This is a genomic window from Enterococcus sp. DIV0546 (assembly GCF_051712785.1).
Classification (GTDB): domain Bacteria; phylum Bacillota; class Bacilli; order Lactobacillales; family Enterococcaceae; genus Enterococcus; species Enterococcus faecalis.
Genome location: NZ_JBIOPO010000001.1, coordinates 630,036 through 644,483, shown reverse-complemented (window position 1 = coordinate 644,483; position 14,448 = coordinate 630,036). Strand labels below are relative to the sequence as shown.

The window sequence follows — 14,448 nt, the reverse complement described above, 5'->3', positions numbered from 1 at the left end:
TTTTTGACTAACGATGCTACTCACTATAATACGTTTTAAATCGTTTAGCAAGTCTTTTTATTAGAGAATGTTCATCTTAGATAAGAAACCCACCTATTTTGAAAAAAGGAAAATCAAAAATAAGTGGGGCAGCAGTCGAAACGACTGCTGCCCCACTTGCTAACTATTAAGATAATTTTCTGAACAAAGGTAGCTCCTTTTATTCCTGTTAAATTTAAATCACTTCTTCTTCCTCTTCGACTTCAGAGAAATGGAACTTAATCATTTCATTGACGAAAATTGGCACAAAGGATAGGAAAATTGCTAACATCCAATGATTTAAACTAATATGCACTAATCCAAATAGTTCTTGTGTGAATGGTAATAAAGCAATGGTTGTGGTAATTAGTAATGCTAAAACGACCATTTCAAAGAGCGACTTGTTGCTTGATAATTTTACACGGAAAACAGAGTTCGCACTACGAACATTAAAGACATGTAAGATAGAGGAATAAGCTAAGATTAAAAATGCCACCGTTTGTCCAACTTCATAGCTGTTTGAAACATAGGCTGAAACGCCTGGTACAAAAGCACCTAGGTAAAAACCAAACAAAGTAATGACTGTGAACACTGCTGCATTAATCCCAATCTTTTGCCATAAGCCTCGTGCAAAAATCCCTTCATTTTTAGGGATTGGTGCCTCATCCATAATTCCTTTTTCCGCTGGTTCTTTTCCTAATGCAAAACCAGGTAACCCATCTGCGACCACGTTAACAAACAACAGTTGAACCGCAGTAAATGGCGCACCCCAACCAAGTAACATGGCAATTAAAACAATAAAAATCTCAGAAATATTACAGCTTAACAAGAAGTTAATGGCTTTACGAATATTTCGGTACACGGCACGTCCTTGCGCCACTGCATCAACAATGGTTGCAAAGTTATCGTCCGTCAAAATCATATCTGAAGCGCCTTGGGCCACATCTGTTCCAGTAATCCCCATTGCGCAACCGACATCACTAGCTTTCAAGGCTGGCGCATCATTCACGCCATCTCCGGTCATTGCTACAACAGCGCCAGAACGTTGCCATGATTGAACAATTCGAATTTTATCTTCAGGGGTTACACGTGCATAAACGGATAAATCTTTAACCCGTTTATCTAATTCTTCATCACTCATTTTTTTCAGTTCTGAACCAGATAAGGCTTCACTTTTATCTTTTAAAATTCCTAATTCTTTAGCAATTGCACTGGCTGTTACCACGTGATCACCAGTAATCATCACTGTTTTAATTCCAGCTTTTTTCGCACGAGCAATGGCGCCCTTACTTTCTGGACGTGGTGGATCAATCATGCCAATTAAGCCTAACAAGCGAAGATTTTTTTCTAAAGCCTCCGATGTAATTTCCTTGGGTGGTTCATCATATACGGCATAACCGACAGCAATAACTCGTAACGCTCGTTTTCCGAAACGATCATTAACAATAGCCGCTTGATCGACATCTCCGAAACCAAAACGAGGTAGTAACACATCAAAGGCTCCTTTAGTAATTGAGATGTACTTTTTCCCCCATTGATGGACCGTAGTCATCATTTTTCGTTCTGAATCAAAGGGAATTTCACCAATACGAGGATATTTTTCTTCAAGTTCTTCTTTAGTATGATAATTTTCTTCGACAGCACGAACAATTGCCGCTTCTGTCGGATTCCCTGTAACAGTTAGTTCATCGCCTTCTTTTTCCACAATGACATCTGTACATAAAGCAGCCATTTTCAGTACTTCCATGGCTTCATCGGTCATGGCATCTTCCGTATCCGTTACTTCATCACCACGATGCCATACTCGGCGGACGCGCATTTTATTTTGTGTCAGTGTTCCTGTCTTATCAGAACAGATAACATTCGCAGTTCCTAGCGTTTCTACTGCTGGCAATCGACGAATAATCGCATGTTTCTTAGCCATTTTTTGAACACCATATGCTAAGGTTAACGTTACAATCACGGTTAGTGTTTCTGGTACAGCTGCCACCGCTAAGGAAACGGCTGTCATAAACATTTCAAGAAGCGGTTCTCCTTGCAGTTCACCAATAATGAAAACAATTGCTGCAGCCCCTAAGGCTAACAAACTAATACGTTTGCCTAATTGATTCAAGCGTTTTTGTAATGGTGTTTTTTGCTGATCGCTGTTATTCAGTAACCCAGCAATTTTACCCATTTCTGTATTCATTCCTGTTGCAGTTACTACTGCTCGTCCGCGGCCATTCACAACGGTACAGCCTTTGAAAATCATATTTATTTGATCTCCTAAGCCATCATCGTCATGCCCCACGTATGTAGGATCTTTTTCAACAGGTTCACTTTCACCTGTTAGTGCTGACTCTTCTACGCGCATTTGAGAAGCTTGAATAAGTCGTGCATCGGCTGTAATCATTGAACCAGCTTCAAGAACTAGAACATCTCCTACTACTAGTTCTTCAGCATCGACTTCGATTACCTTGCCATCTCGTAAGACTGCACTACTTTGCTTGTTCATGTCTTGTAAAGCCGCCAGAGATTTTTCAGCATTTCCTTCTTGAACAATGGCTAAAACAGCATTGATAATCACAATTGCAATAATTAAGATTCCTTCAAAATATTCGCCATGTTCTGTTACGATTGCTGTATAAAACGAAATTGCCGCAGCAACTAATAAAATAATCGTCGTAAAATCAGATAAACTGTGAATGAATTTCTTTAACACAGAATCCTTCTTAGCCTCTTCAAATTGATTGCGGCCATTTTCTTTCAGCCGTTGTTGGGCCTCTTGTTGTGTTAAACCAGTTTCAGTATTGACTGAAACTTCTTTTGTGACAGTATCGACAGTTTGCTTGTAAGCTTCCATCCTATTCCCCCTCTAATTTTTTCTTCCTATATAATAGTGTCTCTATTAAATATAACATGATTTTTTTTGAACACGCAACTTTTTTCATCTTTGGCTTAGCGTTCTCTCATATGTATGAAAAAAACTGGTATTTTCGTTGTTGCTACAGCAATGTTTCTATTTAATTATGGGAATTTTATGAAAAAGGAAACGAATTCAGCCAAAAAGCAATGGACATTTTTTTCATTTTGTCTGATAAAAAAATAGTTTATTTCTATATATTCAACACAAAAACAACAAAAAAATACAATGTTATTTGGTTCACACGATTATTTATTTTACATGTTATAAAATAACCAGAAAAATATTATATTTAATCTTATTAATAAGTGTTATAACTTGCAAACGCTTCCAAAAGGTGCTATTCTTTAAGTGTAAGGAGGACATGCAAATCAATTGGTTGAAGATTTTCTCAGTAGATAAAAATCGGTAAACTCAAAGTTGTTAGAATTGCAAGATTCACCTGTAAACAATACGTGTAGAGTAATTGTTAGTGATAACTCGTATCGGAAAATAGGGAAAGGTTATAGAAGGATGGAGTTTCTATAAAGCATTTACCCTATCTGTTATCACCTAACGCAAGTTATCCACCATCCAAGCGTCGAAACTGTATGAAAACAAGGTTTTAGTTTCACCACATCACGTTCACCTTTTGCTTTACATGTATCGCGAAATGTAAACACTTATTCAACCAATTGATGTCCTCCCGTTAACAAGGCCGAGCTTAAATTTAAGCTCGGTTTTTTCTTTTAGGCAATAAAATATATTTGTATCAAATAATCATATGTGTTATATTCAAGGTGCACATTCTATTTTATCTTCTTTTAAAGGAGGGAATGCTATGCGAAAAAAGAAAAAATCTTCGTTTGAAAGTTCAATTCATGTTTATCGTGCTATGGCTCGTATGACCCAGCAAGATTTGGCCAATCGAGTCGGTGTCTCTCGACAAACAATTATTCAACTGGAACGAAACAAGTACAATCCTTCATTACTTCTTGCGCATGACATCGCGAACGTCTTTGGCGTAACCATTGATGATGTGTTCACCTTCAAAGAAACACTGAATGACGATGTAGAACAAGAAGCCTAAACAGTATAAGCTGTACTTAACAAGACAATTTTTCTGATTGTACTTGGAGTTGCCGAGGTACAACTTAGTACCGGCAATACGAAGAAAGCACTTCTTCGTATTGTTGTTTCAATAATTAATCTTTGCTTACATAAAAAAAGAACGGCGCAACCGTGGTTGCGTCGTTCTTTTTATTCTAAGATTGTCTACTAAGCATTTTTGTCCTAGTAGCGTTTTGGTTTCTAACTTTATTATTTACAGGGGAAGAAAAAATAAAGCACACCTTTACTGTGATTCCAAAAATCACGTGTTTATCATAATATATTTTTGTTTCAATCCCAAGTATTCTGCTCACAAAGTGTCGCTTATTTAATAAACATTGCATCGCCAAAACTAAAGAAACGATATTTTTCCTCAATTGCATGTTGGTAAGCAGCCAATGTTAAGTCTTTTCCTGCAAAGGCACTCACAAGCATCACTAACGTAGATTTTGGCAAATGGAAGTTCGTTGAAAAAGCCTCTACGACTTTAAATTGATACCCTGGTGTGATAAAAATATCGGTCCAGCCACTGTCAGCCTGGATTTCACCATTAAATTTTGTGCCAATTGTTTCCAACGTACGAATAGAAGTTGTTCCAACGGCAACAATCCGACCGCCTGCTTGGCGCACTTCATTTAATTGCTTAGCCGCTTCTTCAGTTAAACGATAGAATTCGCTATGCATATGATGTTCTTCTATATTATCAACGCTCACGGGACGGAATGTTCCTAAACCGACATGTAAAGTTAAATAAACGAGATGAACACCTTTTGCTTTGATCTCTTCTAATAGTTCTTTTGTAAAATGCAAACCCGCTGTTGGTGCTGCAGCTGAACCATTTTCTTCAGCATAAACCGTTTGATAACGATCTGGGTCATCTAGACGTTCTTTGATATATGGCGGCAATGGCATTTCTCCTAACGATTCTAAAATTTCTAAGAAAATACCATCATATTTAAATTCAATGATTCGACCACCATGTTCCAACTCTTCTTTAACCACCGCTTTTAGGCGACCATCGCCAAATTGAATTTCCGTGCCGACTTTTGCACGTTTCGCGGGTTTAATCAAGGTTTCCCATGTATCGCCTTCTGTATTTGTTAAAAGTAAAACTTCCAAATGACCGCCTGTTTCAGGTTTTTCTCCATATAAACGGGCCGGCAGTACCCGTGTATTATTCATGACTAATGCATCCCCAGGCTGTAATTCATCAAGAATATCATGGAAATGTTTATCCTCCATGTCCCCTGTTTCTTTATTTACAACTAATAATCGTGAACTAGCGCGATCTTTTAGTGGGGTTTGAGCAATTAATTCTTCTGGTAAATCAAAATCAAAATCTTCTGTACTTAGCATTTCCGTCACTCTTTCTACTAGTTTTTATCTTGGTTATTCTAACACTTTTTCTTGTTTCTGGCTATGTCAGCCTTCTGAATCAAACTAAATAGTTGTCAAAAAATGTCAGAAGCACTATACTTACTTTAAGTAAGTATACATAGTTATTTAGAGGAGGAACTCAAAATGCATGCTCAATTTCATCATGTTTCACTATTAGCGCGTCATGGCCAAGAAAACCAATCATTCTATACAAAATTGTTAGGCTTACGTTTTGTCAAAAATACCGTAAATCAAGACAATAATCGCATGCCTCATTATTTTTATGGCGATTATCAAGGCACACCGGGAAGCTTAGTAACTTTTTTTATCGTGCCCTTATTAGGCAACCGCTATGAAGAAAAAAATTATTTAGCCACGATTGGCTTAAAAATTCCCCAAAATAGCCTTTCCTTTTGGGAACAACGTTTAACAGAAAACAAAATTCCATTTAACAAAAAAGAAAAGAGCCTACATTTCAGTGATCCAGATGATACGCATATTATCCTGACAGAAGTTCCTGAAAATCCATTAAAAGAAACACTCGTTGTTTCTAACGACATTCCAGCAGCGGTTCAAATTATCGGTTTGACCTCTACTGAATTTCATGTGCCAGATTCTGAAAAAACCTTGGCCTTTTTTGAAACATTTCTTGGTTGGCAAGCAGTTGGCAATACGATTATTTTAAGTGAGACGGAAAGCTTTTCTGTTCATCAAACAACGTCGGATAAAACAAGCCGAATGGGGCGTGGCAGTATGGATCATATTGCTTTTTCTGTGGCTGATGATGAAGCATTACAAGAACTACACACGCGCGCTTTAGCACAAGGCTGGGAAATTGAAATGTATGTAAGTCGTGGATATTTTAAAAGTTTATACATTCGTGAACCAGGCGGGAATCGGGTTGAATTCGCTACTTTGGCTCCTGGCTTTACATTGGATGAGCCTCTAGAACATTTAGGGGAAACGTTGGCTTTACCGCCTTTTTTAGAACCAAAACGGACTGCAATCGAAGCCAACCTCTACAAAGATATGTAACCAACGCTTTAGAAAACAACGGAAGACGGACGTAATAATCGGTGACAAAATTACGTCCGTCTCTCTTCCCCTATGTTTGAATGTTTGAACAAGAGAATAAAAAATGACCTTCAGATTTTTCTGAACGTCATTGCACATTCCATAAAAAGCATCCTTCGTTCTTCCACTTCTTACTTCTTAAAAAAACTGGTAATTTTTTCAAAAATTCAGTAAAATAAAAGTGATCAATGGTTTCCATTGATTGAACGGGCAACTTGATGGTCCACTTGCACAGGTGACTATTCAAGGCTTCGTGATTTAGTTGCCGCTAAATCATGAAGCGCCTTTTTTTATTTTATTCCCTTGTTCTCTTTCCATTCTAATGAAAAACTCAGCTCCCGTCAACTTGCTATAAAGGACACTTTTCTTTGTTATAGCGGCTTTTTCCCCTTCTCAGAACACTCTTTTTAACATCTTGTTTCGTTCAGACAACTTTTACTAAACAATAGTTGTCTTTTCTTTTTTTTAGAACGAATTAAAAAAATTTTACCGCCTTCTTTTTCCCATTAAAAATAGATTACATTTGTCGAAATCGCATTTTTATAGCATACTAGTAATAAGATACATTTTCAAAATATTTAGTTGAGGTGAGTAAGTTGATAGAATTTCAGCATGTATCAAAATTTTATAAAGGCGGAAAAGTCGCCGTTGATGACATTAATTTGTCTTTCGATAAAGGTGAATTTATCTGCTTCATCGGAACAAGTGGTAGTGGAAAAACAACATCAATGCGGATGCTTAACCGCATGACCGACCCTTCAAAAGGAAAAATTTTAATTGATGGCCAAGATATTCAAAAAATCAATCCTGTAGAGCTACGTCGCCAAATTGGCTATGTCATTCAAAATATCGGCTTGATGCCTCACATGACCATTCGTGAAAATATCGTTTTAGTGCCTAAATTATTAAAAGTACCTGTAGAAGAACGCAATAAGATAGCCGAAAAAATGATTGATTTGGTTGAGTTACCACGAGAAATGTTAGACCGCTATCCCAATGAACTTTCTGGGGGACAACAACAAAGAATCGGCGTTGTGCGGGCTTTAGCTGCCAATCAAGATATTATTCTAATGGATGAACCTTTTGGTGCTTTAGATCCTATCACCCGTGATTCATTACAAGATTTAGTGAAAGATTTGCAAGAACGTTTAGGAAAAACTATTGTCTTTGTTACTCATGATATGGATGAAGCGTTGAAATTAGCAAATAAAATTGCCATTATGAGCGAAGGCAAAGTAATTCAATTTGACACACCAGATAATATCTTACGTCATCCAGCCAATGAATTTGTAGAAGAACTCATCGGAGAAGATCGCTTATTACAAGCCAAACCTGATTTCACCACTGTTGATGAAGTCATGTTAAATTCAGCTATTACTATCACGCCGGAAAAATCTTTACAAGAAGCGATTAAATTGATGCGTGAAAAACGGGTTGATACCTTATTAGTTGTTGATAATTCCCATGTGCTTAAAGGCTTTATCGATGTTGAAACATTAGATCAGCAACGGGGCAAAGCTTCTAGTGTTGGTGATATCTTGAATAAAGATGTCTTCTTTGTTCAAAAAACCGCTCTTTTACGTGATGCTTTACAAAGAATCTTAAAACGCGGCTTAAAATATGTGCCAGTCGTTGATGAACAAAAACGAGTGGTGGGCATCTTAACACGTGCTTCCCTTGTTGACATTGTTTATGATGTTATCTGGGGCGATGAAACAACGATTAGTGAAGCTGTAGAAGCAAAACAAAGCGAGTCCGAAACTGATAAAGAGGAGGCGTAAGCAATGAGTAGCTTCTTTCAAGAATATGGATCAGAAATGATTTCAAAAAGTATTGAACATATTTATATTTCATTCTTTGCACTTTTATTAGGGGTCGCTATCGCTGTGCCCGTTGGCGTTTGGTTAACACGTTTGCCCAAAGTAGCCAATATTGTCATTGGTTTAACAAGTGCCTTACAAACGGTTCCTTCGTTGGCTTTATTAGCTTTGATGATTCCAATTTTTGGTGTCGGCAAAACACCCGCTATTATCGCGCTATTCATCTATTCCCTTCTACCTATTTTAAGAAACACGTATATCGGAATGAAAAATGTCGATGAGAATTACCGAGATGTTGCTAAAGGCATGGGCATGACCAATTTACAGTCTATTTTTAGTGTTGAATTACCCATTGCCATGCCAACAATTATGGCCGGCATTCGTTTAGCTGCTGTCTATGTCATTGCTTGGGCTACACTGGCTTCTTATATTGGTGCAGGTGGTCTTGGTGACATGATTTTCAGTGGATTAAATAACTATCAGCCAGAATTAATCTTTGGCGGGACTATTCCAGTAACTATTTTAGCGCTTTTAGCAGATGTTCTTCTTGGATTATTAGAAAATCGTTTAACGCCAAAAGCTTTAAGGGAGGGCGAATAATGATGAAAAAGAAACTCAAGTTAAGCTTACTCTTCTTAAGCAGTTTACTTTTATTGGCAGGTTGTTCTTTACCTGGTCTCGCTTCAACTTCTGATGATAACACTGTTGCCATTACAGGTGGGATTACTTCAGAAGCGCAAATTTTAGGGAGCATTGTAGCGGATATGGTTGAGCACTACACAGATAAAAAAACAAATGTGATTAACAACTTAGCCACTACGACCATCAATCACCAAGCAATGTTAAACGGAGATGCTTCAATTTCTGCAGCTCGTTATACTGGTACTGACGTGACTACTACGCTTGGCTTACCAGCGGAAAAAGACCCTAAAAAAGCGTTCAATCTAGTTCAATCAGAATTTGAAAAACGTTATCAACAAACTTGGTTCCCTTCATATGGTTTTGAAAATACTTATGTATTCTTAGTTACAAAAGAAACGGCTGAGAAATACAATTTAAAAACAGTCAGTGATTTAGGGAAAGTCGCAGACAAATTAGTTGCTGGTGTCGATACTGCGTGGATCACACGTGAAGGCGACGGTTATGAAGGCTTTAAAAAGGAATACAACTTCCAATTTAAATCTATTTTACCAATGCAAATTGGCTTGGTGTACGATGCAGTCAACGCTGGAAAAATGGACGTTATCTTAGGTTACTCAACAGATGGCCGGATTGGTAGTTACGATTTAGTCATGTTAAAAGATGACAAGCGCTTCTTCCCGCCTTATGATGCCGCTCCTGTGGTTAGTGACAAATTATTAAAAGAAACGCCGGAAATTAAAGATGTATTAAATCGCTTAGATGGTAAAATTTCTACCAAAAAAATGCAAGAATTGAACTATCAAGCAGATAATGATTTAATTGAACCTGCGGTCGTAGCCGAACGTTTCTTAAAAGAAAATAACTATTTTGAGGGGGAGTAACAGATGAATAATATGAATTTATTCCAACAATTTATCTACTATTTCCAACAAAATGGCGGCTACGTCTTTCAACAATTTTTACGTCACTTTTTAATTTCGATTTATGGCGTAATCTTTGCTGCAATTGTCGGGATTCCTATCGGGATTATGATTTCACGTAAACGTAGCTTAGCCAACTGGATTATCCGTTTAGCGAACATTATCCAAACAGTACCAGCTTTGGCAATGCTTTCGATTTTAATGTTGGGGATGGGCTTAGGTGTCAACACGGTAGTTGTAACAGTCTTCCTTTATTCTCTCCTGCCAATTATCAAGAATACGTACACTGGCATGATTCAAGTGGATCGCAATATTTTAGATGTTGGTAAAGGAATGGGTATGACAAAAGTACAACTTCTTTATATGGTCGAGTTACCTTTATCTGTTTCAGTAATCATGGCAGGTATTCGAAATGCGTTAGTCGTCGCAATCGGGATTACTGCGATTGGTGCTTTCGTTGGTGCTGGTGGTTTAGGGGATATTATTATTCGTGGAACCAATGCCACAGATGGTGCTTCTATCATTTTAGTCGGTGCCTTACCAACGGCCTTTATGGCGATTATCACAGATTGGGTTCTAGGGATTATTGAACGGCGTTTAGACCCAGCTAGCAAACATTCCAATTAATAAAAAATGCAGAGCAGATCCAACATTGTTTCTTTTCAATGGGATCTGTTCTTTTATCTAGGAGATTAATAATGTCTAACTATACTATTATCGATTTAAACCAACAACCACACTTAATTCCGTCAGCTGCTCAATGGTTTAGCCAAAAGTGGCAAATCCCCGCTGAAGCGTATCAAGCAAGTATGCAGGAAATGCTAACTAGCGAAAACCACGTACCACATTGGTGGGTCTGCTTGAATAAACAGCAGGACATCGTTGCAGGCGTGGGCGTAATTGATAATGACTTCCACAATCGTGCAGACCTTACGCCAAACCTTTGTGCATTGTATGTCGAACCAACATTTCGTCACCAAGGCTTAGCAGGAATTCTTTTAACAACAGTTGGTGATTTTCTTGCTAATTCTGGATTTAAAAAGCTTTATCTGCTTACAGACCATACTACTTTTTATGAAAGATATGACTGGGAATTTTTGACAATGGTAACCACCGAAGAGCAGTCTTGCGCTAGAATTTATCAAAAACAATTACGTCAATAAAAAAATCTGCCATCAAAAGATGGCAGATTTTTTTATTTATTTTTTCAAGTGATAACTATAGGTAGCCACAATAATATTTTCCCGCCACGCTAAACGAATCCGCAAGCGTAAACTTGTTTGGTTATGCAAAATATTTTGCCAACGTTTATTTGGTACAAATTGTGGTACTAAAACTGTTGTACTGTAGTTATGCTTCGTGGCATTTTTACTAACTAAATCAACATAACGTAAGATAGGGTTTTGCAGTGAACGATACGAAGAGTGGACAATTGATAGACGAACGTCTGGGAAGTGTTTTTTAAACTCTTCCTGAATTTCTTTTTCCTTCTCAACATTTTCATCCATTGAGACATGCATGGCAACGACATAATCGCCAATGGAACGCGCATAATTCAAGGCGCCGACATTTGCCTTGGTTACGTTCCCTACTAGAACAATAACTGTATTCCCATCAAACTCATGCAACTGTGCCCCATCTTCTAAACGTAGCTGTTCCGCCACATTCTTATAGTGAGTATTGACCCGATAAAATGCATAAATCAACACTGGCATAATAATAAAGAACGGCCAGATGTCCCCTAATCGATAAATAAACAAAATGGCGATAATCGCGAAAGAGATAAAGGCGCCGACAATATTAGCAATTGATTTTGGCAACCAATTTTTAGTTTCTTTTCGCCATTTTACAACCATCCCCGATTGAGACAAAGCAAACGGAATAAACACACCAATGGAATACAATGGGATTAAACGTTCTGTGGAACCTTGGAAAATCAATAATAAAACAATCGAACCAGCAGCTAAAGTTAAAATACCATTTGAATAGCCTAAACGGTCGCCACGATCCATATACATATGCGGCATAAACTTATCTTTGGCTAAGTTATAAGCCAAAACTGGAAAGGCTGAGAATCCTGTGTTAGCGGCAACTGCTAAAATTAAGGCTGTCGCAAACTGTAATAAATAATATAAAATATTTTGACCAAAGACCGCTTTCCCAATTTGTGAAAGAACTGTCACTTCTTCTTTGGGCACAATCCCATACCAATAGTTAATAAACGTAATCCCCACGAAGAAGAACCCTAAAATCGTTGCCATTAACGCTAACGTCCCAGCAGCATTTTTTGCTCGTGGTTTCTTAAAGAATGGCACTGCATTACTGATTGCTTCAACCCCTGTTAAGGAAGAAGAACCAGATGAAAACGCCCGTAAAACTAAGGCAATAGAAATTCCTGGAACCACGGCTCCTGGTAAAGCTGTCGCATTCAATGGCTGTGCGCCAGTCACAATTTTAAATAGCCCAACAACAATCAGTAAGGTAATAATTGCGATAAAACTATACACTGGCAACATTAAGAACGAAGCAGATTCTCGCAGGCCTCTCAAGTTCATTAAGGTGATCAATATCACAATCCCAATAGAAATTGCTACTTGATGACCATATAACGCTGGAATCGCCGATATAATCGCCTCTGCGCCCGCTGAAACTGAAACGGCTACTGTTAGCATATAATCGACTAACAACGAACCACCAGCCAATAAACCTGCATTTCTGCCAAGGTTTTCACTACTAACAACGTATGCGCCGCCGCCATGCGGATACGCATGAATAATTTGTCGGTACGACAATGTTAAAGAAATAAGTAAAATAATAACAAATGCAGCAATTGGCAATGAATACCAAATCGCAGCCGCCGACAAAGTAACCAGAACCACCACTATTTGTTCTGTACCATACGCAATGGATGAAAGTGCATCAGAAGATAACAACGCAAGCGCTGCAAATCTGCTTAATTTATGTTCATCATTTTCGGCTGATTTCAATGGTTTCCCAATGAACAGTCGTTTTAAATCCGCCATTTTTTTCTACTCCTTTTCTCTAGAGTGACCCGCTCACTTTTTTCATTATTTTTTATCAAACAAATCCATATGCTACGCTTCTCACAATGAAAAGTCAATTGATTTTTGTTACTGAAAAAGATAAAAAAATCACCATTTTTTTTTAATCAGACACTCATTTACAGTCCCCCGCTTCCTTTATCTTATCAAGAGAATCCAGATAACAAAAGGATTTGCATTCTCTAAACAAAAAAGCGAGAGCTAAAAGTCTATTTGACCTTTTGGCTCTCGCTTGAAAACTTAGTTAATTATTCCCTTTTATTGTAACAAATACGTATGATCGAAGGTAATTTCCACTTTATAACGACCAATTTTTTCATAAACTTGCCGCTGAATTTCCACACCCAGTTCAAATTCAGATAATTTTGATTCTGTAGGTAAAACCAAGTCGAACAAAATCTTCGGTTCTTCACCATGGGTAACTAAGCGGATATCATGGACTTTTAAAGACGCATCAAAAGAACGAATAATCTTTTTGATTGTTTGATGAACAAATTGTTGTGTTGGGTCATACAAATTCACTGGATCAATATGACAAACAAGATTAACATCCAACTCTTCTTTAAACTTCGCTTCAATCGCATCGATTGTCTGATGGGCTTTATTTAAATCCCAGCGATCATCAATTTCAATGTGAACAGACGCAAACGTTTGGCTGGGACCATAATTATGAATCAGTAAATCGTGATACCCTACAATTGTTTCCATTTTTGATAAGACATTCTTCATTTCATCAATTTCTGTTTGGCTCGGACGCATGCCCATCAACTCATTAATAAATTCGCGAATTAACTGCAGCCCACTATAAATAATATATGCGGCAATTAAAAAACCAATATATCCATCAATTCGCAAACCAGTGACGCCTTCAATAAATGCAGAAATCAAAACAGCTAATGTAGTATAAACATCATTAAAGCTATCCTTAGCAGAAGCAACTAATGCTTGAGAATCAATTTTTGCTGATACTTTTTTGTAAAACAGCCCTTGCCAAATTTTAATCCCAATTGATAAAGCTAAAACAGCAAATAAAATGGGTGTCACCTTGATTGATTCTGGATGCAGGATGCGATCCACGGAGGTCGTTAGAAACTCAAACCCAATAAACGTAATCACTAATGATACAAGCATTCCACTAATATATTCAAAACGTTCATGGCCATAGGGATGTTCTTTATCCGCTGGCTTACCAGCAATATAAAAACCGACTAATGTTAAAACTGAAGAAATAGTATCGGACAAGCTATTAATGGCATCTGCCATGATTGAAACACTACCTGAAAGCAAGCCAATCATAAATTTACTAACGAATAAAAATAAATTAGAAACAAGCCCAATCCGCCCGGCAAAAGCACCGAATGCTGTTCGTTTTTCCAATTTACGACGTTCAATTTTTTTCTCATATCGTTGAAGCAATGCTTGAATCATTTTACAACCCCTACCCACTTTTTATTTCTTAAAAAAATACTATAAAACCTTTTTATACATTTGTACACAAAAAACCTCACTTTCTGAGGGAGATTTTATTATTTAGCATTGCCAAA

General features: G+C 37.5%; 11 protein-coding genes. 7 read left to right on the top strand and 4 right to left on the bottom strand.

What is annotated here, in order from left to right:
- Positions 1-214: 214 nt before the first annotated feature.
- Positions 215-2,860 (bottom strand): calcium-translocating P-type ATPase, PMCA-type, encoded by a 2,646-nt coding sequence (locus IGJ24_RS03095; protein ID WP_002358801.1) that lies wholly within the window; start codon positions 2,858-2,860, stop codon positions 215-217.
- A gap of 823 nt (positions 2,861-3,683) precedes the next feature.
- Here IGJ24_RS03095 and IGJ24_RS03090 point away from each other — a divergent pair.
- Positions 3,684-3,989, top strand: coding sequence for a helix-turn-helix transcriptional regulator (locus IGJ24_RS03090; protein ID WP_002355748.1), 306 nt, complete (start codon positions 3,684-3,686; stop codon positions 3,987-3,989).
- A gap of 344 nt (positions 3,990-4,333) precedes the next feature.
- Here the strand turns inward: IGJ24_RS03090 and queA are convergent, their stop codons facing one another.
- Positions 4,334-5,365: a tRNA preQ1(34) S-adenosylmethionine ribosyltransferase-isomerase QueA gene (gene queA / locus IGJ24_RS03085; protein ID WP_002355747.1), complete on the bottom strand. Its 1,032-nt coding sequence runs from the start codon at positions 5,363-5,365 to the stop codon at positions 4,334-4,336.
- Positions 5,366-5,530: 165 nt separating this feature from the next.
- On the opposite strand from queA, the gene IGJ24_RS03080 reads away from it, so the two are divergent.
- The 6 genes from IGJ24_RS03080 to IGJ24_RS03055 all read left to right on the top strand — a co-directional run bounded on the left by IGJ24_RS03080 (position 5,531) and on the right by IGJ24_RS03055 (position 11,005).
- Complete coding sequence (locus tag IGJ24_RS03080) at positions 5,531-6,421, top strand: ring-cleaving dioxygenase (protein WP_010821484.1); 891 nt, start codon at positions 5,531-5,533, stop codon at positions 6,419-6,421.
- A gap of 626 nt (positions 6,422-7,047) precedes the next feature.
- Positions 7,048-8,241 (top strand): betaine/proline/choline family ABC transporter ATP-binding protein, encoded by a 1,194-nt coding sequence (locus tag IGJ24_RS03075; RefSeq protein WP_002355745.1) that lies wholly within the window; start codon positions 7,048-7,050, stop codon positions 8,239-8,241.
- Between the two features lie 3 nt (positions 8,242-8,244).
- Positions 8,245-8,880 carry an ABC transporter permease gene (locus IGJ24_RS03070; RefSeq protein WP_002355744.1) on the top strand — a complete coding sequence of 212 codons (636 nt, stop codon included), beginning with the start codon at positions 8,245-8,247 and terminating at the stop codon, positions 8,878-8,880.
- A 2-nt stretch (positions 8,881-8,882) separates the two neighbouring features.
- On the top strand, positions 8,883-9,803 hold the full coding sequence (locus IGJ24_RS03065; protein WP_002355743.1) for an osmoprotectant ABC transporter substrate-binding protein: 921 nt from the start codon (positions 8,883-8,885) through the stop codon (positions 9,801-9,803).
- A gap of 3 nt (positions 9,804-9,806) precedes the next feature.
- Positions 9,807-10,469 (top strand): ABC transporter permease, encoded by a 663-nt coding sequence (locus tag IGJ24_RS03060; protein ID WP_002363261.1) that lies wholly within the window; start codon positions 9,807-9,809, stop codon positions 10,467-10,469.
- A 71-nt stretch (positions 10,470-10,540) separates the two neighbouring features.
- Positions 10,541-11,005: a GNAT family N-acetyltransferase gene (locus IGJ24_RS03055; RefSeq protein WP_002361333.1), complete on the top strand. Its 465-nt coding sequence runs from the start codon at positions 10,541-10,543 to the stop codon at positions 11,003-11,005.
- A gap of 36 nt (positions 11,006-11,041) precedes the next feature.
- On the opposite strand, the gene IGJ24_RS03050 is transcribed toward IGJ24_RS03055, so the two are convergent.
- On the bottom strand, positions 11,042-12,865 hold the full coding sequence (locus tag IGJ24_RS03050) for an APC family permease (RefSeq protein WP_002379167.1): 1,824 nt from the start codon (positions 12,863-12,865) through the stop codon (positions 11,042-11,044).
- 297 nt (positions 12,866-13,162) lie between these two features.
- Positions 13,163-14,332: a cation diffusion facilitator family transporter gene (locus tag IGJ24_RS03045; RefSeq protein ID WP_002386999.1), complete on the bottom strand. Its 1,170-nt coding sequence runs from the start codon at positions 14,330-14,332 to the stop codon at positions 13,163-13,165.
- Between the last annotated feature and the right edge of the window lie 116 nt (positions 14,333-14,448).

Bases quoted from the DNA above. Each gene is read 5' to 3' on its own strand.
- IGJ24_RS03095 (WP_002358801.1), bottom strand. From the start codon at position 2,860: ATGGAAGCTTACAAGCAAACTGTCGATACTGTCACAAAAGAAGTTTCA.
- IGJ24_RS03080 (WP_010821484.1), top strand. From the start codon at position 5,531: ATGCATGCTCAATTTCATCATGTTTCACTATTAGCGCGTCATGGCCAA.
- queA (WP_002355747.1), bottom strand. From the start codon at position 5,365: ATGCTAAGTACAGAAGATTTTGATTTTGATTTACCAGAAGAATTAATT.
- IGJ24_RS03055 (WP_002361333.1), top strand. From the start codon at position 10,541: ATGTCTAACTATACTATTATCGATTTAAACCAACAACCACACTTAATT.
- IGJ24_RS03065 (WP_002355743.1), top strand. From the start codon at position 8,883: ATGAAAAAGAAACTCAAGTTAAGCTTACTCTTCTTAAGCAGTTTACTT.
- IGJ24_RS03045 (WP_002386999.1), bottom strand. From the start codon at position 14,332: ATGATTCAAGCATTGCTTCAACGATATGAGAAAAAAATTGAACGTCGT.
- IGJ24_RS03050 (WP_002379167.1), bottom strand. From the start codon at position 12,865: ATGGCGGATTTAAAACGACTGTTCATTGGGAAACCATTGAAATCAGCC.
- IGJ24_RS03060 (WP_002363261.1), top strand. From the start codon at position 9,807: ATGAATAATATGAATTTATTCCAACAATTTATCTACTATTTCCAACAA.
- IGJ24_RS03090 (WP_002355748.1), top strand. From the start codon at position 3,684: ATGTGTTATATTCAAGGTGCACATTCTATTTTATCTTCTTTTAAAGGA.
- IGJ24_RS03070 (WP_002355744.1), top strand. From the start codon at position 8,245: ATGAGTAGCTTCTTTCAAGAATATGGATCAGAAATGATTTCAAAAAGT.